The sequence below is a fragment of the Cryobacterium tagatosivorans genome (genome assembly GCF_004402215.1).
Lineage (GTDB): Bacteria > Actinomycetota > Actinomycetes > Actinomycetales > Microbacteriaceae > Cryobacterium > Cryobacterium tagatosivorans.
This window is the reverse complement of the sequence record NZ_SOEZ01000049.1, coordinates 1-22,241: the sequence shown is the minus strand read 5'-3', so window position 1 is coordinate 22,241 and position 22,241 is coordinate 1. Positions and strand designations below refer to the sequence as shown.

The following is a 22,241-nucleotide window of genomic DNA, read 5'->3' as shown; positions in this document are numbered from 1 at the left end:
GCCTTCGGGCTTGCCGTCCCCGAACGCGTTGTCCGGGTAAGTCAGGTACTCAGTGATGAGGTCCATGAGAACAGTCAATACCCGACCACCGACATTCGAAGTTCGCACCCCCCGCAGCCTCCTAGGCTGGGCAGATGAGCCTGCGTAATGACCTGACCGACCTGATGATGAGGGCGATGAGCGACGGCCACCGGGCCCTGCTCAGGTTGTCGGGCGGGCGGCTCCTGCGGGCGTTCGGCTCCATGCCGGCCGTCGAACTCCACACGATCGGGCGCACGTCCGGCAAGCGGCGTTCGACGATGCTCACCGCGCCCGTGCACGGCGACGGACGCTACGTCCTGGTCGCTTCCAAGGGCGGCGGGGACCGCAATCCGATGTGGTACCTGAATCTCACGGCCAACCCGGATGTCGAACTGACGGTCGACGGCGCCACCCTGCGGATGCGCGCACGCACCGCCACCGCCGCGGAGAAGGCCGAACTGTGGCCGAAGATCGTCGCCGCCTACCGCGGTTACGAGGGTTACCAGCACAAGACGGGGCGGGACATCCCCGTGGTGATCTGCGAGCCGCGGCAGGGCTGAGCGCTCAGTCCACCCACCCCTCACGAACGGCCCGCGCGGCGATGCCCGCACGGTTGGCCACGCCCAATTTGTCGAGGATGTGACCGACATGCACGCCCACGGTGCGCGCCGAGATGAAAAGCCGCCGGCCGATTTCGGCGTTCGTGCACCCCTCGCTGATGAGCGCCGTGACCTGGTGCTCTCGTGCGCTGAGGACGGCCACCCGGTCCGGGCGGGGCGGTCGGGCGGCCACGGCACGGCCCAGGCGATTCGGATCGTCGTCGCGGCCGACGACTTCTACCCCAGCGCTGCTCATGCGGCGAACAGTACGCCTGATTCGCGCACCGGGCTCGGCCGGGAGCCCGGTCGGGCAGATGCCCGGCCGACCCGGAGCCTATGGATTCAGGATGGGGCAGAGGTCCCTCCGCGCGCCGGTGATCACGGCCCGGTCGGCGAGCCCGCCCGTGATGACCGCGCGACCGTGCACGAAGGCGAGGATCCCCTTCGCATAGAGCAGCATCGACCCGGTCAGGATCGGGTCAGCCACCCCGCGGATGAACAGGGGCCCGGAGACGTTGAGGTCGATCGATCGCCCGGTCACATCCGAGATGAGCTTCACGCGCAGCGACCCGGTGGTGCTGATGGCGGTCACGTCGCCCACCTTGTTGGTGAAGACCCTGGTGCGCTGGTTGTCGAGGGTCACCATCGTGAACGAGCCGCACGGCGAGTCGGAATCCGCGATCAGGCTGGTCCCGGCGCCGGCCGGCGGGATGTGCAGCGGCGGGACGGCCGCGGCCGGAAGGGCCGGCGCTACGACCAGCGCGGCGATCAGGGCCGAGATGACACTGAGCTGCGTGCGACGGGGCATGTCGTCTCCTTCGTCAGGTGGGGCGGGTGCTGACGAGTATCCGTGCTCTTCCCCCTCGGCACATCGTCAGAACGACGTACCCGCCGCGATCATCCGCGGCGATCACGTGCAGGCGGTGCCCCCGGCGCCTCAGCCGGCGGGCTGCAGCTCCACGGCGCTCACCCGCGGGAAGGCCGGCGGGTGCACACCGGCCATTTCCTCGAGCACGCGGATGACCTGGCAGCTGTAGCCGAACTCGTTGTCGTACCAGACGTAGAGGATGGCCTTGTTGGCGGTGACGATCGTGGCCAGCCCGTCGACGATGCCGGCGCGGCGTGAGCCGAGGAAGTCGGTGGAGACCACCTCTGGCGAGTCGATGAAGTCGATCTGCTTGTGCAGCGTCGAGTTCAGCGACATCGTGCGGAGGTAGTCGTTGAGCTCGTCCTTGGTCGTGCCGTTGACCAGGTTGAGGTTCAGGATCGCCATGGACACGTCCGGCGTCGGCACGCGGATGGCGTTGCCGGTGAGCTTGCCGGCCAGTTCGGGCAGGGCCTTGGCGACCGCCTTCGCCGCGCCGGTCTCGGCGATCACCATGTTCAGCACGGCCGAACGGCCCCGGCGTTCGCCGGAGTGGAAGTTGTCGATGAGGTTCTGGTCGTTCGTGAACGAGTGGACCGTCTCGACGTGGCCGTCCACGATTCCGAACCGGTCCATGACGGCCTTGAGCACCGGCGTGATCGCGTTCGTGGTGCACGAGGCCGCCGTGACGATGGCGTCGTCGTCGGTGATCATGTCGTGGTTGATGCCGTGCACGATGTTCTTCAGCTCGCCCTTGCCCGGAGCGGTGAGCAGCACGCGCGCGACGCCGGGGCAGGCCAGGTGCTGGGAGAGGCCCTCTGCGTCCCTCCACCGTCCGGTGTTGTCGACGACGATGGCGTCGTGGATGCCGTAGGCCGTGTAGTCGATGCTCGCCGGGTCGCTCGAGTAGATGACCTGGATCAGCGTGCCGTTGGCGAGGATGGTGTTGTTGGTCGTGTCGACCGAGATCGTGCCCTCGAACGGCCCGTGGACCGAGTCGCGGCGCAGCAGGCTCGCGCGTTTGACGATGTCGTCGTCGGACCCCTTGCGCACGACGATGGCCCGCAGCCGCAGGCCCTGGCCACCGCCGGCGTGTTCGATCAGGATGCGGGCGAGCAGGCGGCCGATGCGGCCGAAGCCGTAGAGCACGACGTCGGTGCTGGTGGAGTCGCCCTGTCCCCACCGGTCGACGACCTCGGCGAGTTCCTCGCGGAGGAACTCGGCGAGCGTGCGGCCGGCGTTGTCGGCCTTGTAGGCCGCGCCGAGGCGGGCCAGGTCGATCGAGGCCGCGCCCAGGCCGAGGGTGCAGAGCGCCTCCAGGAGCGGCAGCGTCTCCTCGAGCGGCAGTTCGACGTCGTCGACCTGCCGGGCGAAGCGGTGGGCCTTGAGCAGGCCGACGACCGACTGGTTGACCAGGCTGCGGCCGTGCACCGAGGTGACGACGTGGTTTTCACGGTACAGCCGGCCGATGAGGGGAATCATCGCTTCGGCCAGCGCCTCCCTGTTGATCCAGGTTTCGCGGGCGCGGTCAGATGCGTGAGTCAAGAACTACCTTCGGGTCGGTGATCGGGTCATGCTACTCGTCGAGCGCGAGCTCCTTGGGCAGCTCGAATTCCTTGGAGGTGAGTTCTTCCACGTTGACGTCCTTGAACGTCAGCACGCGAACGGACTTCACGAAGCGGTCTGAGCGGTAGACGTCCCACACCCAGACATCCTTCATCGTCAACTCGAAGTAGAAGTCGTGCTCCGTGTCGCGCCGCACGAGTTCAACCTCGTTCGCCAGATAGAAGCGCCGCTCGGTCTCGACGACGTACTGGAACTGTCCAACGACATCCCGGTATTCGCGGTACAGGGCCAACTCGACTTCGCGGTCGTAGTCCTCGAACTCGTCTTCTTCCATGGTGACTCAATCCTACGCTGTGATCTTGAGCCAGGACTTGCGGTGGAGGTCGTTGGCGCCGAGCTCGCCGATCGCGCCCATGTGTTCCGCGCTGCCGTAGCCCTTGTTCGATGCCCAGCCGTAGCCGGGGTGCACGGCATCCGCCGCGATCATCAGGGCGTCGCGGTGCACCTTGGCGATCACGGATGCCGCGGCAACCGATCCGCAATCCTGGTCGGCCCGCACCCGGGTGACGACGGTGAGCGGCGTTTTCAGGGCCTTGTTAAGCCAGTCGTCGGCGCCGTCGAGGAGCACGACGCTGCCTGAGATGTCCACGCCGGCGGCGAACAGGTCGGCCAGTGCGCGCTTGCCGGCGAGCCCCAGGGCCGCCATGATGCCCAGGCTGTCGACCTCCCGGGCCGACGCGAGCCCGACGGCGGCGTGCAGCGCCCAGGCGGCGGCCAGGGGGGCGAGCACCCGGCGCCGCGGTTCACTGAGCAGTTTCGAGTCGCGCAGCCCCACCGGGAACGGGCCGACGGATGCGTTGATCACGGCGAATCCGACGGCCACCGGACCGGCCAGGGCGCCGCGCCCGACCTCGTCGCAGCCGATCACGCAGTTCGCGCCGCCGGCCAGGAGGGAGCGTTCGGTTTCGAGGTCAGGCTCGGCGACGGCCATCATCAGCTAGTCGCGCGCCTCTTCGACTCCGCGGAACGCGTCCGGGTAGTCATCCAGCCAGCCCCAGCGGTTGAGCGGCCAGCTGACGACGAAGGCGCGGCCCACGACGTTGTCGATCGGGACGAAGCCCTTGCCGGGCGTGGTCCCGTTGTACCGGGAGTCCTTGGAGTTGTAGCGGTTGTCGCCCATCACCCAGAGGGAGTCCTTCGGGACGACGACGTCGAAGTCGTCCTTGGACACCTCGGTTTCCCCGGGCGGAAGGTAGACGTACGGGTCCTCGGAGAGTGGGACGCCGTTGACGCTCATCTGGCCGAGGGCGTTGCAGCAGACGACGTGGTCTCCCGGCATGCCGATGACGCGCTTGATCAGGTGGTCGTTGCTGTCCGGGGCAGACAGCCCGACGACGGAGAGGATCCAGTCGATCCCGGCCACGATGGCGTTCTGTTCGACCGGGGTCTGCGGCGGGAGCCAGCCGCCGGGATCGCGGAACACGACGACGTCGCCGTGCTCGACCGGGAACATCCCGGGCTGCAACTGGTTCACGATGATCCGGTCGTTCTCCAGCAGCGTCTGCTCCATCGACCCGGAGGGGATGTAGAACGAGCGGATCAGGAACGTCTTGATCAGGAACGAGATGAGCAGCGCGACCACGAAGATGATTACGAGGTCGCGAAGGAATAGTCCGACGCCGCGCTTCTTGCGCCGCGTCTCTGATGCCAGGCGATCTGATCGCGTGGGCAGAGTGTTTTCTGTCATTAAACCGCCTGAGCTCCGCACCCAGTTTAGGGGTGAGGAGCTCAGGGGCGAATTCCTGTCGGCCTGCGAATCCGCTGTGAAGCGACTCGAAGGCGTGGAATCAGTTGAAGCGCTTTTCCTTGATCTTGGCCTTCTTGCCGCGCAGGTTGCGCAGGTAGTACAGCTTCGCGCGGCGCACGGCGCCGCGGGTGACGATCTCAATGTGGTCGATGACGGGAGAGTGCACCGGGAAGGTACGCTCGACGCCGACCTGGAAGCTCACCTTGCGCACGCAGAAGGTTTCGCGGACGCCTTCGCCCGAGCGGCCGATGACGACGCCCTGGAAGACCTGGACGCGCGAGCGGGTGCCTTCAACGATGTTGACGTGGACCTTGACGGTGTCGCCGGCCCGGAAGGCGGGGATGTCTTTCCGCAGTGACGGTGCATCCACCTGGTCGAGAATATGCATGGTTTTTCGCTCTCTGTACCCGCCACAGGTCGACTACGAATTATGCTTCGCGACACGCGGTCCGCGCGTCGCCTCAGCAACCGATAAGTCAATGCGCGCCGCTCATGGCGAATCTCCCCTGTGGCAGAGGTTTACCGCGGCACAAACGCTTATTCTGTCACGAAACCGGGCCGGACAGCAAAGCGGGCCGTCAGGAGTTCGTTGGCTTCTCCGGGATGATGATCACCGTGGGGTCGACGGGACGGGTCGGCCCGGGGTCCGTCGTGCCGAGGATAGTGGTCTCGGTGACCACCAGGGGTCCGGACGTCGAGTCAATGAACTCGATCACCTGGCGTACGCGGCGCCGGGCGGCGTCGAACAGTTCCCAGACCGCGAACCAGAATGCCGCGATGCCGGCCAGGACGGCCAGCAGCCAGACCCCCGGCGCCTCAGCGGCGTAGAACACGACCCCGACGACGAGCGCGTGCCACAGGCCCAAGACGCCGACATCCGGCCAGGACACGGCCCTCGTCTCCCGCACCTCGGCGCGGGCGTAGACGAGCAACGCGACGGCGAGCAGGGCGATGCCGAGAGCGATCGCGCCGATGGTCACCCCGAGCACTTCCCAGCCGCCGGCGCCGAAGATCGACGAACCGACGAGCAGCCACACGGGGAGCGCGCCGATGGCGATGAACTGCCAGTAGTAGAAGATCCTGCGAACGATCACGGGACCAGATTATCCCTGCGCGTCGCCGATTTCCTCGGAGTTCGCTGGGGGCAGAAGGTCCGGACGAACTCGCCGGGTGCGCTCCAGCTGCTGCTCCCGGCGCCAGGCGGCGACGGCGCCGTGGTTGCCGCTGCGCAGCACCGGGGGCACGTCGAGGCCCCGCCAGAGCGCCGGCTTGGTGTAGCTGGGGTATTCGAGCAGCCCGTCCTCGTGCGACTCCTCGACGAGGCTCTCCGGGTTGCCGACGACGCCGGGAATGAGCCGGCCGATCGCCTCGACCATGGCCATGACCGCGACCTCTCCCCCGTTGAGTACGTAGTCGCCGAGGCTGATCAGCCGCACCCTGCCGCGGCTGGAGAAGTGGTCGACGACGCGCTGGTCGATGCCCTCGTAGCGGCCGCAGCCGAAGATCAGGTTCGGTTCCTCGGCGAGTTCCCGGGCGATGGCCTGGCTGAACTGCTCCCCCGCCGGGGACGGGAAGATGAGGACAGGGCCGGTGGCGGCATCCGTCACCTCGGCGGCGACGGCCGTGGGCTCGGCACCCATGTCGGCCAGGATGCCGTCAAGCGCCTCGCCCCACGGCTCCGGCTTCATGACCATGCCGGCGCCGCCGCCGTACGGGGTGTCGTCGACGGTGCGGTGGCGGTCGTGGGTGGAATCGCGCAGATCGTGCACGCGCAGGTCGATCAGGCCGGACTGGCGGGCCTTGCCGAGCAGCGAAATGTCGAGCACCCCGAAGAACTCCGGAAAGATCGTGACAATGTCGATGCGCATGGCTGCGAGTCTACCGATCCGCCCTCCCGCCTCCCGCCTCCCTCCTCCCGCGAAACCGCAGTTGTGCGCGCTAAAACGCCCGAATGGCGCGCACAACTGCGGTTTCGCGGGGTGTTACGGAGCAGGCTCGGTCGTGGAGTCGCCGGGAGTGGATGTCGCGGCATCCGTTTCCGGGGCGGGTTCCGGGGCTGGTTCCGGGGCGGGTTCGGCGGGTTCTTCCGTCTCGGGGATCTCCTCGAAGAGCCCGGGAGGCGGGGTGACGGTGATGACGCCGGCCTTGACGTCGACGGAGGGCACGATCGCCTTGACGAACGGCACCATGATCTCGCCGCCCGGCGTCTTGACGATGAGGAGGTCCTGCGCGGGCAGGTGCTCCAGCCGGGCCAGCGTGCCGACCTGGACGCCGTCGCGGACGACAGCGAGCCCGACCAGCTGGTGGTCGTACCAGGCGTCTTCCTCGTCCGACTGCTCGGCCGAGTCCTGGTCGATCCACAGGATCGCTTTGGCGAGGGTCTCGGCCGCTTCGCGGTCCGGAACATCCTTGAAGAAGCCGACGGCGTGCTGGTTGTACCAGCGCAACTCGACGAGTTCGAGGGTCTTGCCGTGCCAGGGTGAGCTGGTCGGCACCTGGAGGGTGAACACGGCGCCCGGGACGAAACGTCGCCCCGGGTCATCCGTGAACAGTTCCAGCTTGATTGCGCCCTTGAGGCCATGGGCCTTCGTCAGGCGCCCCACGCGTAGCTGGGTGCGCTGCGGCGTGGAGTCGCTCACCTTAGAAATCAGTGTCAACGACGTCGACACGCACGCGCTTGCCGTCGGCCAGTGCGGCCACGAGGGTGCGCAGCGCCTTGGCGGTGCGACCAGCGCGACCGATCACCCGGCCGAGGTCCTCGGGGTTCACGCGAACCTCGAGAACATCGCCACGGGGTGAGTTCTTGGCAACGACCTGCACATCGTCCGGGTGATCAACGATCCCCTTGACGAGGTGCGCCAGCGCGGGAGCGAGCAAGATTACGCCTTGTCCTCGGCGGCCTCGGCGTCAGCCTCGGTCGCTTCGGCTGCGGGAGCCTCTTCCTTGACGACGGGCTTCTCTGCCTTCGGCTTCAGAACGGGCTTCTTCTTCTCGTCAGCGACAAAAGGAACCTTCGGCTCCTTGATCTTGACGGTGTTCTTGGCGTTCTTGTCGCCCTTGAAGATGCCCCAGTCGCCGGTCAGCTTGAGGAGAGCGGCAACCTGCTCGGTCGGCTGCGCGCCGACGCCGAGCCAGTATTGCGCGCGCTCGGACTTGACCTCGATGACGGAGGGCTCCTGCGTGGGGTGGTAGATGCCGATCTCTTCGATGACGCGGCCGTCGCGCTTGGTGCGCGAGTCAGCGACAACGATGCGGTAGTACGGTGCACGGATCTTGCCCATGCGCTTCAGACGGATTTTGACAGCCACAATTCTCCTGTGTTAGTGATGTTTGGCGAACTGACAGCCGTGAGCGTGGGGGCACACTCGGAGCAAGCTCAATATGGTTTTCCTGCGTCTGATTAGAGGGTCGGACGCAAGAGAACTCGACTAACCATTCTGTCAGACATCCCCCCGTTTGTGATAATCGGCCGCCTCGGTGTCAGGATTGTCGGCAGGCGCAGTTCTTCGGGCTGCCGTCGGCACCAGCGGAGGAGCGCATGTGGGAATGGAATTCGCCCCATCGGCGCGGTCGACCGTCGGCATCGAGTGGGAAGTCGCCCTCGTCGACGCCGAGACCGGTGACCTGGCCTCCATCGCCGCCGAGGTGCTCGACACCCTCCGCGGCGACGACGGGTCCCCGCATCCGCACATCACCGGCGAGCTGCTGCTGAACACCGTCGAACTCGTGTCCGGGGTCCACACGACCGTCGCCGGGGCCGTCGCGGATGTCGTCGGCCAGCTGGACGAGGTGCGCGCCATCACCGAACCGCGCGGCGTGGACGTCATCTGCAGCGGGTCGCATCCGTTCGGGCAGTGGTACGAGCAGGAGATCACCGACAAGCCGCGCTACCACCGGCTGATCGACCGCACCCAGTGGTGGGGCCGCAACATGATGATCTGGGGTATCCACGTGCACGTGGGCATCGAGGACCGGGCCAAGGTGATGCCGATCCTCAACGGCCTGCTCACCTACATCCCGCACCTGCAGGCGCTGTCGGCGTCCAGCCCGTTCTGGGCGGGGGTCGACACCGGCTACGCCTCCAACCGTTCCCTCATGTTCCAGCAGCTGCCCACCGCCGGCCTGCCCTGGATGCTGCCCGACTGGGAGGCGTGGGAGCGGTACGTCAACGAGATGACCGTCACGGGCATCATCGAGGATGCGACGGAGGTTCGCTGGGACATCCGACCGTCACCGCGTTGGGGCACGATCGAGGTGCGGGTCTGCGACGGAGTCTCGACGCCGCAGGAACTCGGGGCCATTGCCGCCCTGATCCACTGCCTGGTGGAGTGGATGTCGACGACCCTCGACTCCGGCGAGGACGTGCCGACGATGCCGCCCTGGTTCGTGCGGGAGAACAAGTGGCGCGCGGCGCGGTACGGGCTGGACGCAAGGGTCATCCTCGACGACGCCGGTGCGGAGCGGCCGGTGACGGATGACATCCGCCGGCTCATCGACGTGCTCTCCCCCGTCGCCGAACGGCTGGGCTGCCTGCCGGAGCTGCTCCAGTTGAACCTGATCCTGGGCCACGGCGCCAGCTACCAGCGCCAGCTCCGGGTAGCCGAGGCGCAGGGCGGAAGCCTGCCGGCCGTGGTCGCGGCGCTCAGCCGGGAACTCCGGACCGGGCTCGCGCTGTAAGAGGGCTGCCGGGAGAGGGCCGGATAGGGGCGTTGACGCAGACATAAGCGTTCACGTACGTGTTTGCGGGGCCCCTAGCCGCGGCGCGAGGCCGGCACTATGGTTCCGGTACCGCACCGACGACGAGGCCGGGATTGGATTGCGATGTCTGAGGCTCCCGTTCTACATCCCCCCGCAGTTGCCACGCACTGGAAACGTCGTGCGCTGATCACGGGCCTGGTGGCGGTCATCTGCGGCGTCGCGGTCATGGTGGCGTCATTTCTCCCGTGGCTGGGCGCGGCCGACGGCGAGAAGCGGAGTGGCTGGGACATCTTCGTTCTTCAGCGAGATGCGGGCGGCGGGACCCTGCTCGTGCTGAACTTTTTCACCGACTCGGACGGTCGTTCCCACGCGTTTCTAACCGGGCTGGGCGCGCTCGTCGGTGGACTGGCCATGGTCCTGCTGACGGTTGTCTTCGTTCCGTGGTCAGTGTGGCTGCGGGGCCGGCATCTGACCGTCGCCCGGATGCCGTTGGGCGTGCGCCTGATCACCGTCGTGCAGCTCTTTCTCCTTGTGGGAACCGGGGGGATAGTGATTGTGGAGACCGCCTACCCCTTTTTTGCGGCCGCCGACGCATCGGGCGCCACACTCGAGTTCGGTCTCGTCATCGTGTGGGCGGCTGCCCTTCTGGGGATGGGCTGCTCGCTTTCCGGCGTCTATACCGCGTGGGACACGTCAAGGCGGCCGCTCGTGAACGTGTTGGTGTTGTCGACGTTCGTTGCACTCGGGGCGGCCGCTGCCGTCTATTTTCTCGTGATCGGGTGACAGCGCACGGCAATCATCGTGCACCGAACAGATTCAGCCCGCGTTCTTGCTGTCGCGCCAGGCGAGCCAGTCGACCACGGGCGCGAGGTCGTAGCGCGGGCCGGACACCCCGATCGTGAACAGCCGCGCCCCGAGGGCGTACAGCTCGTCGGCCTCGTCGACGCTGCGCCGGCGCAGCTCGGTGGAGATCTCGATCTCGGCGATGTCGCGGCCGACCCTGTCGCACCAGCCGGCCAGCACGCCGAGCTTGTGCTCGAGCACCGGCGGGCTCGAGAAGGAATGCCAGATGTCGGCGTGCTTCGCGACAATGCGCAGCGTCTTCTTCTCGCCTCCGCCGCCGATGAGCACGGGGATGTCGCGCAGCGGCGGCGGGTTGAGCTTCGCCCAGCGCGCCTCGATCCGCGGCAGGGCCTCTGCGAGGGCGTCCAGCCTGGTGCCGACGGTGCCGAAGTCGTAGCCGTACTCGGCGTAGTCGCGCTCGAACCAGCCGGATCCGGTGCCGAAGATGAAGCGTCCGCCGCTGATGTGGTCGATAGTCCGGGCCATGTCGGCCTGCAGGTCCGGGTTCCGGTAGCTGTTGCAGTTCACCAGGGCGCCGAGCTGGATGGTCGAGGTCTGCTCCGCCCAGGCGGCCAGCAGCGTCCACGACTCGAAGTGCGGGCCGTTCGGCTCGCCGGACAGCGGCAAGAAGTGGTCCCAGTCGAAGACGATGTCGACGCCGAGGGCTTCGACCTTCGCGACCGTGTCCCTGATCGCGCCGATGGTGCCGTGCTGCTGGGCGACCTGCACGCCGAGGCGCACCGGACGGACGGGGGCTGGGCTCATGCGGGAAGCCTACGCCTGCGGTTTCAGCAGCTGCTCGCGACCGGCGATGAGGGTCACCGTGACCTCGCCGGCGGCATCCAGCAGAACCAGCGTGTCGCCGGTGACGGCTACCTTCTTCGCGTCGGCGAAGAGCGTCGGCAGGTCCTTGCCGTCGCAGTAGATGAGGGTGTGCGGACCCGCCGTCGTCGTGATGGCGCCGCCGGCTCCGAGCTCCCAGGTGCCCCGCACGCCATTGCAGCCGTCGGAGCCGGCCCAGGTGCCGTCGGCGGCGATCGTCAGGAACGGCTGGAGCTGCACGGCGAAGCGCTCGTCGACGACCCAGGTTCCGACGAGGTCCTCCGGGGCAGGGCCGGCCGTGGCGCTGGACGGCGGCTCGGCCGGCCCTGCGCCGGTCGCGCACCCGGCCAGGACGGCGCCGGCCAGGGCCAACGCGCCCAGGACGAGAACTCGACGTCTCTTGCGCTGACGCATCCGCTGCCTCCCTGCACCTCGTGGTCTGATCCTGCACCCCGTGGCCCTGGATTGTGGCCCTGGCTTGTGGCCCTGAGTGTGTGAGGTGTGAGCCTACCGCCCGAGCATCTTCTGCAGGGCGGCCATTTCCTCTTCGCTCGGCCCGCCGGGCCTGGACCCACCGGGCTTCTGCGCCCCGCCCAGCCCGAAGCCCGAGCCGCCCGGAACGCCCGCCTCGGCGGCCGGCTTCTCGCCGGCGGCGAGGGCGGCGTTCTCCGCCGCGCGCCTGGCCGGGTTGCCCGACTTCGAGCCCTTCTTCTTCGGCTGCTGCTTGCTGCGATTGCCGCCGAAGCTGCCGCCGGGGATCGGGCCCATGCCCGGGATGTTCGGGGTGCCGCCGCGGGCGACGGTCTTCATCATCTTCGCGGCCTGCTCGAAGCGCTGGACGAGCTGGTTGACCTCGGTGACGGTCGAGCCGGCGCCGCGGGCGATCCGCAGCCGGCGGGATCCGTTCAGCAATTTCGGGGTGGCCCGCTCGGCCTTCGTCATCGACTGGATGATCGCCTCAGTGCGCACGATCTCGCGTTCATCGAAGTTCTCCAGCTGAGCCTTCATGGCGCCGGCGCCCGGCAGCATGCCCATCATCTTCTTGATCGAGCCCATGTTGCGCAGCTGCTGCATCTGGCCGAGGAAGTCGTCGAGGGTGAAGGTGTCTGTCGAGAACTTCTCGGCCATCTTGCGGGCTTCGTCCTCGTCGAACGCGCCCTGCGCCTGCTCGATCAGGGTGAGGATGTCACCGAGGTCGAGGATGCGGCTGGCCATGCGGTCGGGGTGGAACGGCTCGAAGTCGTCGAGGCTTTCGCCCGTGGACGCGAACATGATCGGCCGGCCGGTGAGCGAGGCGATGGACAGCGCGGCGCCACCGCGCGCGTCGCCGTCGAGCTTGGTGAGGACGACGCCGGTGAAGTCGACGCCGGCCTGGAACGCCCGGGCCGTGCTCACGGCATCCTGGCCGATCATGGCGTCGATGACGAAGAGGACCTCGTCCGGGTCGATGGCGGCGCGGATGTCCGCGGCCTGCTTCATCATGTCGGCGTCGACGCCGAGGCGTCCGGCCGTGTCCACGATGACGACGTCGTGCAGTTTCTGCTGGGCGAACTTCACGCCGTCGCGTGCCACCCTGACCGGGTCGCCGACGCCGTTGCCGGGCTCGGGCGCGTAGACGGGCACGCCGGCCTGGCCGCCGACGACCTCGAGCTGGGTGACCGCGTTCGGACGCTGCAGGTCGGCCGCGACGAGGATGGGCGTGTGGCCGTCCTTGGCCAGCCACTTCGCGAGCTTGCCGGCGAGCGTGGTCTTACCGGCGCCCTGGAGGCCGGCGAGCATGATGATGGTCGGCGGCTTCTTGGCGAATTCGAGGCGGCGCTGCTCACCGCCGAGGATCTGCACGAGCTCCTCATTGACGATCTGCACGACCTGCTGGGCCGGGTTCAGCGCCTTGTTGACCTCGTCACCGAGGGCGCGTTCGCGCACCTTGCCGGTGAAGTCCTTGACGACCTCGAGCGCGACATCCGCTTCGAGGAGGGCGCGTCGGATCTCGCGGACGGTGCCGTCGACGTCCGCGGCGGAGAGCTTGCCCTTCGTGCGGAGATTCTTGAAGGTCTCGGCGAGGCGATCTGAGAGGTTTCCAAAAGTAGCCATTGTGAACCCAGTTTACGTGCCGTGGTCAAGCGAGACTGCAGTTGTGCCGCCTATTCGGCACGGATGACGCGCACAACTGCGGTTTCGCGGGGAGGGGTCAGTTTTCGATGGCGAGGGCCACGGTGTCGCCGTGCACGTCGATCGTGACGACCATCAGCGAATCGGTGTCGTCGGGGCTGATGGAGTAGTCCAGCAGGGCGAAGTGCCCCTCGCTGGCGCTGTGGTGCGGGTGGAAGCCCACGCGCTGGAGCCGCAGGGAGCGCAGGAAGTCGATCTGCTTGTCGCCGGAGTCCCAGATGATGGCGTCGTCGAGGGCCTCGGCATCCATCTCCTCGAAGTGCTGCTCGATGTACCGCGCGGTGAGGCTTTTCTCCGAGCTGAGGTCCGCGACGAGCGACTCGCGGGCAGCGGCGTCGAGCTCCTCGAGCGAATTGATCATCGCGGCGGCGATGTCGAGCGCCTCGACCGACACGGATTCCTCATCCGGGGAGCTGAGGTCGACCTCGACGCTCTGGTCGCCGAGTTCCGCGGACTCCGACCAGTACACCTCGCCGTCGTCGTCGCTGCCGAGAATGCCGAAGAAATCGTGTTCGATGGTCATGAGTGGGTCCTATCCGACGAGTTTTTTAGCGAAGACATGCGGCGTGAATCCGGTGAGGTCGTTGATGCCCTCACCCTGGCCGATCAGTTTGATGGGAATGCCTGTTTTCTCCTGCACGGCCAGCACGAAGCCGCCCTTGGCCGAGCCGTCGAGCTTGGTCAGCACCAGCCCGGTCACGCCGGCGTGCTCGATGAACGCCTCGGCCTGGGCCAGGCCGTTCTGGCCCGTGGTGGCGTCCAGGACGAGGAGCACCTCGGCGATCGGGGTCTGCTTCTCGACCACCCGGCGGATCTTGGTGAGCTCGTCCATCAGCCCGCTCTTGGTCTGCAGCCGGCCGGCGGTGTCGATGATCACGATGTCGATGCCGTCGTTGATGGCCTTCTCGACCGTCTTGAAGGCGACGGATGCCGGATCCTGGCCCTGCGCCTGCGGCCGCACGATGTCCGCGCCGGCGCGCTCCGCCCAGGTCGCCAACTGCTCGACGGCGGCGGCGCGGAAGGTGTCGGCCGCCCCGATCAGCACGCTGCGGTCGTAGCCGCGGAGGAACTTCGCGAACTTGCCGATGGTCGTGGTCTTGCCGACACCGTTCACGCCGACGACGAGCACGATCGCCGGGCGGGCGCTGAGCGTGAGGGTCGAGTCGAGCCGGGCGAGCCGTTCCTCGATGCCCTCGCGGAGCATCCGCTGCAGGTCGGTCGGGTCGGTCGTGTTGTACTTCGCGACCTTCGCCCGCAGCTCGGTGAGGATGCCGTCGGTGACGTCGGGCCCGAAGTCCGCCTGGATCAGCGCGTCTTCGAGGTCCTCCCAGGTCTGCTCATCGATCGAGCGCTTCGCGAACATGCCGCGCAGGGCGCCGGAGAGAGACCAGGAGGTGCGTTCTGCCATGGCTCTAGCCTAGGGCGCGCTTGATCCCCGGCTGAGTCGCGGACGAAGTACCTTCGTTCCCGAACTGAAGGTACTTTTTCCGCAACTCAAGGCCAGAAGTTGCTGAGAGCGCTCTCCAGCTCCCGCTCGCGGGGTTGGCGGCGCGCACCGCCGGGTCGATAATCGCTCCGTGTCCGTATTGGACCCCGAGACGAATCCCACCGGAAGGAACGACCATGCAGCACACGACCGAGATGGATCCGAACCTTCGAACCCTCGCCGCGACCCTGGACGGACGGCTCGTCCTGCCGGGCGACGCCGACTGGGACACGGCGAGGATGCCGTGGAACCTGGCCGTCGACCAGCAGCCCGCCGCGGTCGCCATCCCCGCCGCCTCGGCGGACGACCTCCGGCGCATTATCGCCGCCGCCCGCATCGGGGGCTTCGAAATCGCGGTGCAGCCGGGCGGGCACGGGGCGAGCAGCGACCTGCGCGGCTGCATCCTCGTGCGCCTGGCCAACTTTGACGAGGTGACCGTCAACGTCGACGAGCGCTACGCCCGGATCGGCGCCGGCGTCAAATGGGGCGCCGTCCTGGCCCGCCTCGCCGGGACCGGGTTGATCGCCCTGGCCGGCACGAACCCCGACGTGACCGCGGCGGGCTACCTGCTTTCCGGCGGGCACTCCTGGTTCAGCCGCTGGAAGGGCCTGGCCGCCCACTCCATCCGCGCCGTCGAATTCGTCGACGCCCACGGGCGGTCCCGCCGAATCAGCGCCGACAGCAGTGCGGGGGGCGACGCCGAGCTGCTCTGGGCGCTGCGGGGCGCGGCCGGCATGCTCGGCATGGTCACGGCGCTCGAAATCGACCTCTACCCCGCCCCGGCGCTCTTCGGCGGCAAGATCCTCTTCCCCATCGAGGCGGCGGCCATCGTGCTCGACACGGTGGCCGCGATCATGGCCGAGGCGCCGGACGAGCTGACGATCTTCATGGGGCTGGTCAACATGCCGGACGCGCCGATGGTGCCGGAGCCGATGCGCGGCCACAGCTTCGCGACCGTCGACGTCGTGTTCGTCGGCGACGCCGCCACGGCCGGAGGGCTCCTCGCGCCCCTGCTGTCCGCCGCGCCCGTCATTGCCAACCTGACGCAGCCGTTCGACATCGGTCACCTCGGCGAGGTCGCGGCCGAACCCACCGATCCCATGGGGAGCCTGGACTGGAACGCGGCCGTCACGGCGCTCGGCGAAGACGGCTTCGCGCCGCTCATCGAGGCCTTCGCGCCCGCCACCCCCGCCGGCCTGTCCATGGTGCAGCTCCGACCGCTCGGCGGCGCGATCGCCGATGCCGCCGCTGATGCGACGGGCGTCGTCGGTCACCTCGACGCGCAGTACCTCGTGTTCGCCGGGGCGATCCTGATGGACCCGAGCCGCAGGATCGACCGGGAGGCCGTGTTCGGCCCGATCGACCGGGCCTTCTCCGAGATGACGATTCCGCGCATGGTACCGACGCTGCTCTCCCCCGGCCAGGACCTCTCCGCCGCACTCTCGCCCGAGGTCCTCACCCGACTGGGGAAAGTGAAGTTCGCCGTCGACCCCGACAGCCTGTTCCGGAGCAACCGGCGCCTGCCCAGCTGACTGCGCCCGGCCGACGACGCGCGACGTAACACCCGGGACGTCGGCCCACAGAATGGGAGGGTGACGATCCCCGCCCCCGCGCTCGCCGGCATCGCCCACGGCACCTCCTCGCCGGCGGGCCAGGCCGCCGTGGCCGCCCTGATGCGCGCGGTCGCCGACGCCGAGCCGCTGCTCACCGTCGCCCTGGGCTTCGTCGACGTGCAGCACCCTGATGCGCCGGAAACCCTGGCGGCGCTTCCGGCCGGCCTGCCGGCGATCGTGGTTCCCCTGCTGCTGTCGGCCGGCTACCACGTGCACGTCGACCTGACCGACGCCGTGCGGGCCGTGACCGACCGCGCGGTGCTGCTCGCCGGCGCCCTCGGTCCCGACGACCGGCTCGTCGACCTGCTCCGGGACCGGCTGGACCAGGCCGGCCTCCGGGACGACGACGTGGTCGTGCTCGCCGTGGCGGGGTCGAGCGACGCCAGGGCGGTCGCCGACTGCCGCATCGTCGCCGACCTGCTCGCCGCGGCAGCCGAACGTCCCGTGGCCCTCGGCTTCCTGTCCGCCGCCGAGCCGAGGCTCGCCGACGCCGTCGCCGCCGCCCGGCGGGACAACCCCGGGCGACGCGTCGTCGTCAGCAGCTACCTGCTGGCCCCGGGCTTCTTCCAGGACCTCGTCCTGGCCGCCGGGGCAACCGTCGTGACCTCGCCGCTGCTCGTTCCGGGCGCGCCGGTTCCCCGGCAGATCGTCGACGTCGTCCTCGACCGCTACCGCTCGGCAGCGTAGGCCTGAAGGGCCCCGAACGGTCCACTGTGACGCCCCGCTACCCCGCGTGACCGGCCGTTACCGGCGCGCGTGACGCGCGCTCCGGCGCTGGCTACCGTCGTACCCAGCGCAGTTTGCGGGCACCGTCTTCCGTCCGCTTCTCGCCGATCGAAGAGGAGCAGACCATGCCGTCCAGCCAGACCCCCACCGCCGGCGCGACCCGCGTCACGACCCCGCGCCCGCAGCGCCCCGCCACCCGGCCGCACGGACAGTGGAAGGTCGACGGCACGGCCCCGCTCAACGGCAACGAGGAGTGGAAGCAGCAGGACAACGGCCTCAACGTGCGAGAGCGGATCGAGAAGATCTACTCCAGGCAGGGCTTCGACTCGATCGAGGGCACCGACCTGCACGGCCGGTTCCGCTGGTGGGGGCTTTACACCCAGCGCAAGCCCGGCATCGACGGCGGCAAGACCGCGACCCTCGAGCCGCACGAGCTCGAGGACAAGTACTTCATGCTCCGCGTGCGCATCGACGGCGGCCAGCTGACCACGGGTCAGCTGCGCGTGATCGGGGAGATCTCGGAGGAATTCGGCCGCGACACCGCCGACCTCACCGACCGGCAGAACATCCAGCTGCACTGGATCCGGGTGGAAGACGTCCCCGAGATCTGGCGCCGCCTGGAGGCCGTCGGCCTGCAGACCACCGAGGCCTGCGGCGACGTGCCGCGCGTCGTGCTCGGCTCCCCCGTCGCCGGCATCGCCGTGGACGAGCTGCTCGACCCGACCGCCGTGATCAACGAGATCACCGCGCGGTACATCGGAGTCCCCGAGCTCGCGAACCTCCCCCGCAAATTCAAGACGGCCCTGACCGGGCACCCCAGCCAGGACGTCGTGCACGAGATCAACGACGTCGGTTTCGTCGCCCTGCGGCATCCGGAGCTCGGCCTCGGCTACGACCTGTGGGTCGGCGGCGGCCTCTCCGCCAGTCCCCGCCTCGGCGAGCGCCTGGGCGCCTTCGTCGCCCCCGACAAGGTCGCCGACGTCTGGCTCGGCGTCGCCTCCATCTTCCGCGACTACGGCTACCGGCGGCTGCGCAACAAGGCCAGGCTGAAGTTCCTGCTCGCCGACTGGGGGCCGGAAAAGTTCCGCCAGGTGTTGGAGGACGAATACCTCCACGAGGCGCTGCCCGATGGCCCGCCCGCGCCCACGCCGACCAGCCAGGGCGACCACGTCGGCGTGCACAAGCAGAACGACGGCCGGTTCTACATCGGCGTCACGCCCTTCGTCGGCCGCGTCTCCGGCACGATGCTCACGGGCCTCGCCGACCTGCTCGAGCAGCACGGCTCGACCCGGCTGCGCACGACGCCGCACCAGAAGATCGTGCTCCTCGACGTCAGCGAGGAGAACGTCGAACCGCTCATCACGGCGCTCGACGCGCTCGGCCTGGCCGCACGCCCGAGCCTGTTCCGCCGCTCGACCATCGCCTGCACCGGCATCGAATTTTGCAAGCTCGCCATCGTCGAGACCAAGCAGACCGCGACCGACGCCGTGCTCGCACTGGAGGAGCGCCTGGCCGGGATCGACCTGCCGCAGCCGATCAGCCTGCACGTCAACGGATGCCCGAACTCCTGCGCGCGCATCCAGACCGCCGACATTGGGCTCAAGGGGCAGCTCCTCTCCGACGGCGCCGGCGGCCAGGTGCCGGGGTTCCAGGTGCACCTCGGCGGCGGGCTCGCTTCCGTCGGCCGCGACGAGGCCGGCCTCGGCCGCACCGTGCGCGGCCTCAAGGTGACCGCCGAGGACCTCGCCGACTATGTGGAGCGCCTGGTCCGCCGGTTCCTCGGCGAGCGCGCGGACGACGAGACGTTCGCCGTCTGGGCGCACCGGGCCGACGAGGGGGCACTCCAGTGAGCGGCCGCACCGTCGCGACCGGCAGCGCCACAACCGGCGGCGTCAAGCTCGGCGCCGTGGCAAGCCGCGCGGGCCACCGCACGGCCGAGCAGCTCCGCGCCCTGGCCGAATCGGGCGCGGCCGAGCTGGGCGAGGCATCCGCCGGCCAGGTGATCGACTGGGTCGCCCGGAACTTCGAGACCGAGGCGGTTGCCGTGGCCTGCTCCATGGCCGACGCCGTGCTGCCGCAGATCGTCGCCGGGTCCCTCCCCGGGGTCGACGTGCTCTTCCTCGACACCGGGTATCACTTCCCGGAGACCTACGCCACCCGCGACACCGTCGCCCGCACCCTCGACGTCACCATCGTCGACGTGCTCCCGGAACAGACCGTGGCCGAGCAGAACGCGGCGCTCGGCACCGACCTGTTCGCCCGGGACGCGGGCCGGTGCTGCGCGCTGCGCAAGGTCGCCCCGCTGCACCGCACCCTCGGCGGCTACGAACTCTGGTTCACCGGGGTGCGCCGCGACGAGGCCCCGACCCGCTCGAACACCCCGCTGGTCGAGTGGGACGAACGCAACGGCCTGGTCAAGGTCAACCCACTCGCCGCCTGGACCTTCGACGAGCTGCAGGCCTACGCCGTCGAACACGCCGTGCCGGTCAACCCGCTGCTCTCGCAGGGGTACCTCTCGATCGGCTGCGCGCCGTGCACCAGGCCCGTCGCCCCCGGCGAAGATCCCCGTTCCGGCCGCTGGGCCGGGCTCGAGAAGACAGAATGCGGACTCCACCTATGAGCGCCCAGAACCTCGCCACCGCACCTGCGGCACCCGCGGCACCCACGACGCCGGCGTCCCTCCCGGTACCGGCACCCGCCGCGCCCGGCCGGCCGCACCGCCTCTCCCAGCTCGACGTGCTCGAGAGCGAGGCGATCCACATCATCCGTGAGGTCGTCGCGGAATTCGAACGCCCCGTGCTGCTGTTCTCCGGCGGCAAGGACTCCGTCGTCATGCTCCACCTCGCGGCAAAGGCGTTCTGGCCCGGCCGGGTGCCGTTCCCCGTGCTGCACGTCGACACCGGGCACAACTTCCCGGAGGTCCTCGCGTTCCGCGACGCCACGGTCGCCCGGCTCGGCATCAGCCTCGAGGTCGCCGGCGTGCAGGACTACATCGACGACGGCCGCCTGCAGGAGCGCGCCGACGGCACCCGCAACCCGCTGCAGACCCTGCCCCTGCTCGACGCCATCGCCGCCGGGCGCCATGACGCCGTCTTCGGCGGCGCCCGCCGCGATGAGGACAAGGCCCGCGCCAAGGAGCGCATCCTCTCCCTGCGCGACGAGTTCGGCCAGTGGGATCCGCGCAACCAGCGCCCCGAACTGTGGAACCTGTACAACGGACGCCACACGGTCGGCCAGCACGTGCGCGCCTTCCCGATCAGCAACTGGACCGAACTGGATGTCTGGCGATACATCGAACGCGAAGGGATCGACCTCCCGCCGCTGTATTACGCCCACGACCGCGAGGTCTACCTGCGCGACGGCATGTGGCGCGCGGTCGGGCCGGTCAGCGCACCGCGCGCCGACGAGCAGGTCGAGCTGCGGACCGTGCGCTACCGAACAGTCGGCGACATGAGCTGCACGGGCGCCGTCGAATCCGGCGCCGCCACCGTTCACGACGTTGTTCGCGAGGTCGCCCAGTCGACGCTCACCGAACGGGGCGCCACCCGGGCCGACGACCGAATCTCCGAGGCCGCCATGGAAGATCGAAAAAGAGACGGGTACTTCTAATGACCGACACGCTTCTAGACGGGCCGCTCCAGGGCACTCTGTTCCGCTTCGCCACCGCCGGCTCCGTCGACGACGGCAAGTCGACGCTCGTCGGCCGGCTGCTGCACGACTCCAAGGCGATCCTCGCCGACCAGCTCGACGCGGTCACCCGAACCTCCGCCGAACGCGGCTTCGGCGGCGACACCGGCGGCATCGACTTCGCGCTGCTCACCGACGGCCTGCGCGCCGAGCGGGAACAGGGCATCACGATCGACGTCGCCTACCGCTACTTCGCCACCGGCCGCCGCTCCTTCATCCTCGCCGACTGCCCCGGCCACGTGCAGTACACGCGCAACATGGTCACCGGCGCCACGACGGCCGACGCCGTCGTCGTGCTCATCGACGCCCGCAAGGGAGTGCTCGAACAGACCCGCCGGCACCTCTCCGTCCTGGCCCTGCTCCGCGTTCCGCACGTCATCGTCGCCGTCAACAAGATCGACCTGCTGGGCTACGACGAAACGGCCTACGCCGAGGTCGCCCGGGACGTCCGCGCCGTCACCGCCGAACTCGGCCTCGGCGCCGTGCACGTCATCCCCGTGTCCGCCCTGGTCGGCGACAACGTCGTCGACCGGTCGGAGCACACCCCCTGGTACGACGGGCCCAGCCTGCTCGAGCTGCTGGAGACGCTGCCGCTCGTCGACGAGATCGAAAGCGAAATCGAGTCCTTCCGGCTGCCCGTCCAGCTCGTCCTCCGCCCGCAGGGAGCCGTCACCGTCGCTCCGGAGGACGCCCACCGGTACCGCGACTACCGCGCCTACGCCGGCCAGGTCGCATCCGGCACGCTGCGCGTGGGCGACACCGTGACCGTCAGCCCCGGCGGCGGGACGACGGTCGTGACCGGCATCGACTTCGCCGGCGTGGAACTCGCCGAGGCCTTCGCCCCGCAATCGGTGGCCCTGCGCCTCCGAGACGACCTCGACATCGCCCGCGGCGCGGTGATCGCCGCCGCCGGCACCCTCCCCGAGCCGGTGAAGGAGCTGACCGCCGCATTGTTCTGGCTCGACCCCCGGCCCCTGGCCCCCGGGGCCCGCGTGCTCGTGAAGTTCGGCACCGCCACCATCCAGGCGGTCGTCCCCCTCGTCACCGGGCGGCGCAACCTCGACACGCTCGCGATCGAGGCCGCCGACGGCCTCGAGGTGAACGACATCGGGCAGGCCACGGTGCGCCTCGCGGCTGCCCTGCCGATCGAGACCTACGCGGCGAACCGCCGCTCCGGGGCCTTCCTCGTGATCCACCCGCAGGACGGCTCGACGCTGGCCGCCGGGATCGTCCTCGCCGCGGGAGGCGTGTCGTGAGCCGCCGCGTCGTCCGCGGCCGGCGCCTCGGCGCGCTCCGGTCCGCCGTGCTGGCGGCCGGCCTGGCCGCGGCGCTGGTC

The 22,241-nt window shown here is 69.1% G+C and carries 26 protein-coding genes; 9 read left to right on the top strand and 17 right to left on the bottom strand.

Translation table 11 applies throughout. The features are described 5' to 3' along the window. Nucleotides 1–134 precede the first annotated feature (134 nt). Nucleotides 135–581: a nitroreductase family deazaflavin-dependent oxidoreductase gene (locus E3O23_RS09985; RefSeq protein ID WP_134490620.1), complete on the top strand. Its 447-nt coding sequence runs from the start codon at nt 135–137 to the stop codon at nt 579–581. Between the two features lie 4 nt (nt 582–585). On the opposite strand, the gene E3O23_RS09980 is transcribed toward E3O23_RS09985, so the two are convergent. The 12 genes from E3O23_RS09980 to rpsP all read right to left on the bottom strand — a co-directional run bounded on the left by E3O23_RS09980 (nt 586) and on the right by rpsP (nt 8,166). Then, complete coding sequence (locus tag E3O23_RS09980; RefSeq protein WP_134490618.1) at nt 586–876, bottom strand: helix-turn-helix domain-containing protein; 291 nt, start codon at nt 874–876, stop codon at nt 586–588. Nucleotides 877–954: 78 nt separating this feature from the next. Further along, a complete protein-coding gene (locus E3O23_RS09975) occupies nt 955–1,428 on the bottom strand; it encodes a hypothetical protein (RefSeq protein WP_134490616.1) in 474 nt (157 codons plus the stop codon). Between the two features lie 129 nt (nt 1,429–1,557). After that, a complete protein-coding gene (locus tag E3O23_RS09970) occupies nt 1,558–3,030 on the bottom strand; it encodes a glyceraldehyde-3-phosphate dehydrogenase (RefSeq protein ID WP_134490614.1) in 1,473 nt (490 codons plus the stop codon). A 31-nt stretch (nt 3,031–3,061) separates the two neighbouring features. Then, on the bottom strand, nt 3,062–3,385 hold the full coding sequence (locus tag E3O23_RS09965) for a DUF2469 family protein (protein ID WP_134490612.1): 324 nt from the start codon (nt 3,383–3,385) through the stop codon (nt 3,062–3,064). Between the two features lie 12 nt (nt 3,386–3,397). Beyond that, a complete protein-coding gene (locus E3O23_RS09960; RefSeq protein ID WP_134490624.1) occupies nt 3,398–4,042 on the bottom strand; it encodes a ribonuclease HII in 645 nt (214 codons plus the stop codon). A 6-nt stretch (nt 4,043–4,048) separates the two neighbouring features. Then, the gene (gene lepB, locus E3O23_RS09955) at nt 4,049–4,798 is read right to left on the bottom strand and encodes a signal peptidase I (protein ID WP_134490610.1); all 750 of its coding nucleotides are present in this window, start codon (nt 4,796–4,798) and stop codon (nt 4,049–4,051) included. 100 nt (nt 4,799–4,898) lie between these two features. Continuing rightward, on the bottom strand, nt 4,899–5,246 hold the full coding sequence (gene rplS, locus E3O23_RS09950) for a 50S ribosomal protein L19 (protein WP_134490608.1): 348 nt from the start codon (nt 5,244–5,246) through the stop codon (nt 4,899–4,901). Between the two features lie 190 nt (nt 5,247–5,436). Beyond that, nucleotides 5,437–5,952: an MFS transporter gene (locus E3O23_RS09945; RefSeq protein ID WP_134490606.1), complete on the bottom strand. Its 516-nt coding sequence runs from the start codon at nt 5,950–5,952 to the stop codon at nt 5,437–5,439. 9 nt (nt 5,953–5,961) lie between these two features. Continuing rightward, entirely contained in the window at nt 5,962–6,726 is a 765-nt protein-coding gene (trmD, locus tag E3O23_RS09940; protein WP_134490604.1) for a tRNA (guanosine(37)-N1)-methyltransferase TrmD, read from the bottom strand. Nucleotides 6,727–6,840: 114 nt separating this feature from the next. Beyond that, complete coding sequence (gene rimM / locus E3O23_RS09935; RefSeq protein ID WP_134490602.1) at nt 6,841–7,497, bottom strand: ribosome maturation factor RimM; 657 nt, start codon at nt 7,495–7,497, stop codon at nt 6,841–6,843. 1 nt (nt 7,498) lies between these two features. Further along, nucleotides 7,499–7,735, bottom strand: coding sequence for an RNA-binding protein (locus E3O23_RS09930; protein ID WP_134490600.1), 237 nt, complete (start codon nt 7,733–7,735; stop codon nt 7,499–7,501). Nucleotides 7,736–7,737: 2 nt separating this feature from the next. Then, entirely contained in the window at nt 7,738–8,166 is a 429-nt protein-coding gene (gene rpsP, locus E3O23_RS09925) for a 30S ribosomal protein S16 (RefSeq protein WP_134490598.1), read from the bottom strand. Nucleotides 8,167–8,398: 232 nt separating this feature from the next. Between rpsP and E3O23_RS09920 the strand changes: the two genes are divergently transcribed. Both E3O23_RS09920 and E3O23_RS09915 read left to right on the top strand, forming a co-directional pair. After that, complete coding sequence (locus tag E3O23_RS09920; protein ID WP_134490596.1) at nt 8,399–9,535, top strand: glutamate--cysteine ligase; 1,137 nt, start codon at nt 8,399–8,401, stop codon at nt 9,533–9,535. A 144-nt stretch (nt 9,536–9,679) separates the two neighbouring features. Beyond that, nucleotides 9,680–10,339 carry a hypothetical protein gene (locus E3O23_RS09915; RefSeq protein ID WP_134490594.1) on the top strand — a complete coding sequence of 220 codons (660 nt, stop codon included), beginning with the start codon at nt 9,680–9,682 and terminating at the stop codon, nt 10,337–10,339. A 33-nt stretch (nt 10,340–10,372) separates the two neighbouring features. On the opposite strand, the gene E3O23_RS09910 is transcribed toward E3O23_RS09915, so the two are convergent. From E3O23_RS09910 to ftsY, 5 genes are all read right to left on the bottom strand, one after another. Beyond that, on the bottom strand, nt 10,373–11,164 hold the full coding sequence (locus tag E3O23_RS09910; protein WP_134490592.1) for an LLM class F420-dependent oxidoreductase: 792 nt from the start codon (nt 11,162–11,164) through the stop codon (nt 10,373–10,375). 9 nt (nt 11,165–11,173) lie between these two features. Further along, a complete protein-coding gene (locus tag E3O23_RS09905; RefSeq protein ID WP_134490590.1) occupies nt 11,174–11,635 on the bottom strand; it encodes an META domain-containing protein in 462 nt (153 codons plus the stop codon). 93 nt (nt 11,636–11,728) lie between these two features. Continuing rightward, entirely contained in the window at nt 11,729–13,315 is a 1,587-nt protein-coding gene (gene ffh, locus E3O23_RS09900; protein ID WP_134490588.1) for a signal recognition particle protein, read from the bottom strand. 97 nt (nt 13,316–13,412) lie between these two features. Then, nucleotides 13,413–13,916: a DUF2004 domain-containing protein gene (locus E3O23_RS09895; RefSeq protein WP_134490586.1), complete on the bottom strand. Its 504-nt coding sequence runs from the start codon at nt 13,914–13,916 to the stop codon at nt 13,413–13,415. Between the two features lie 9 nt (nt 13,917–13,925). Further along, entirely contained in the window at nt 13,926–14,801 is an 876-nt protein-coding gene (gene ftsY, locus E3O23_RS09890; protein WP_134490583.1) for a signal recognition particle-docking protein FtsY, read from the bottom strand. Nucleotides 14,802–15,016: 215 nt separating this feature from the next. Here ftsY and E3O23_RS09885 point away from each other — a divergent pair, with 215 nt between their 5' ends. From E3O23_RS09885 to E3O23_RS09860, 6 genes are all read left to right on the top strand, one after another. Next, nucleotides 15,017–16,411 (top strand): FAD-binding oxidoreductase, encoded by a 1,395-nt coding sequence (locus tag E3O23_RS09885; protein ID WP_134490581.1) that lies wholly within the window; start codon nt 15,017–15,019, stop codon nt 16,409–16,411. A 60-nt stretch (nt 16,412–16,471) separates the two neighbouring features. Then, nucleotides 16,472–17,179, top strand: a complete 708-nt coding sequence (locus E3O23_RS09880; RefSeq protein ID WP_134490579.1) for a sirohydrochlorin chelatase — start codon at nt 16,472–16,474, stop codon at nt 17,177–17,179. Nucleotides 17,180–17,343: 164 nt separating this feature from the next. Beyond that, nucleotides 17,344–19,068: a nitrite/sulfite reductase gene (locus E3O23_RS09875; protein ID WP_134490577.1), complete on the top strand. Its 1,725-nt coding sequence runs from the start codon at nt 17,344–17,346 to the stop codon at nt 19,066–19,068. Nucleotides 19,069–19,124: 56 nt separating this feature from the next. Continuing rightward, entirely contained in the window at nt 19,125–19,838 is a 714-nt protein-coding gene (locus tag E3O23_RS09870) for a phosphoadenylyl-sulfate reductase (protein ID WP_134490622.1), read from the top strand. Further along, nucleotides 19,835–20,827, top strand: a complete 993-nt coding sequence (gene cysD, locus E3O23_RS09865; RefSeq protein ID WP_134490575.1) for a sulfate adenylyltransferase subunit CysD — start codon at nt 19,835–19,837, stop codon at nt 20,825–20,827. Before E3O23_RS09870 ends, cysD begins: the two co-directional genes overlap by 4 nt. Then, nucleotides 20,827–22,161, top strand: coding sequence for a sulfate adenylyltransferase subunit 1 (locus tag E3O23_RS09860; RefSeq protein ID WP_134490573.1), 1,335 nt, complete (start codon nt 20,827–20,829; stop codon nt 22,159–22,161). The genes cysD and E3O23_RS09860 overlap by 1 nt, the downstream gene beginning before the upstream one ends. Nucleotides 22,162–22,241 lie beyond the last annotated feature (80 nt).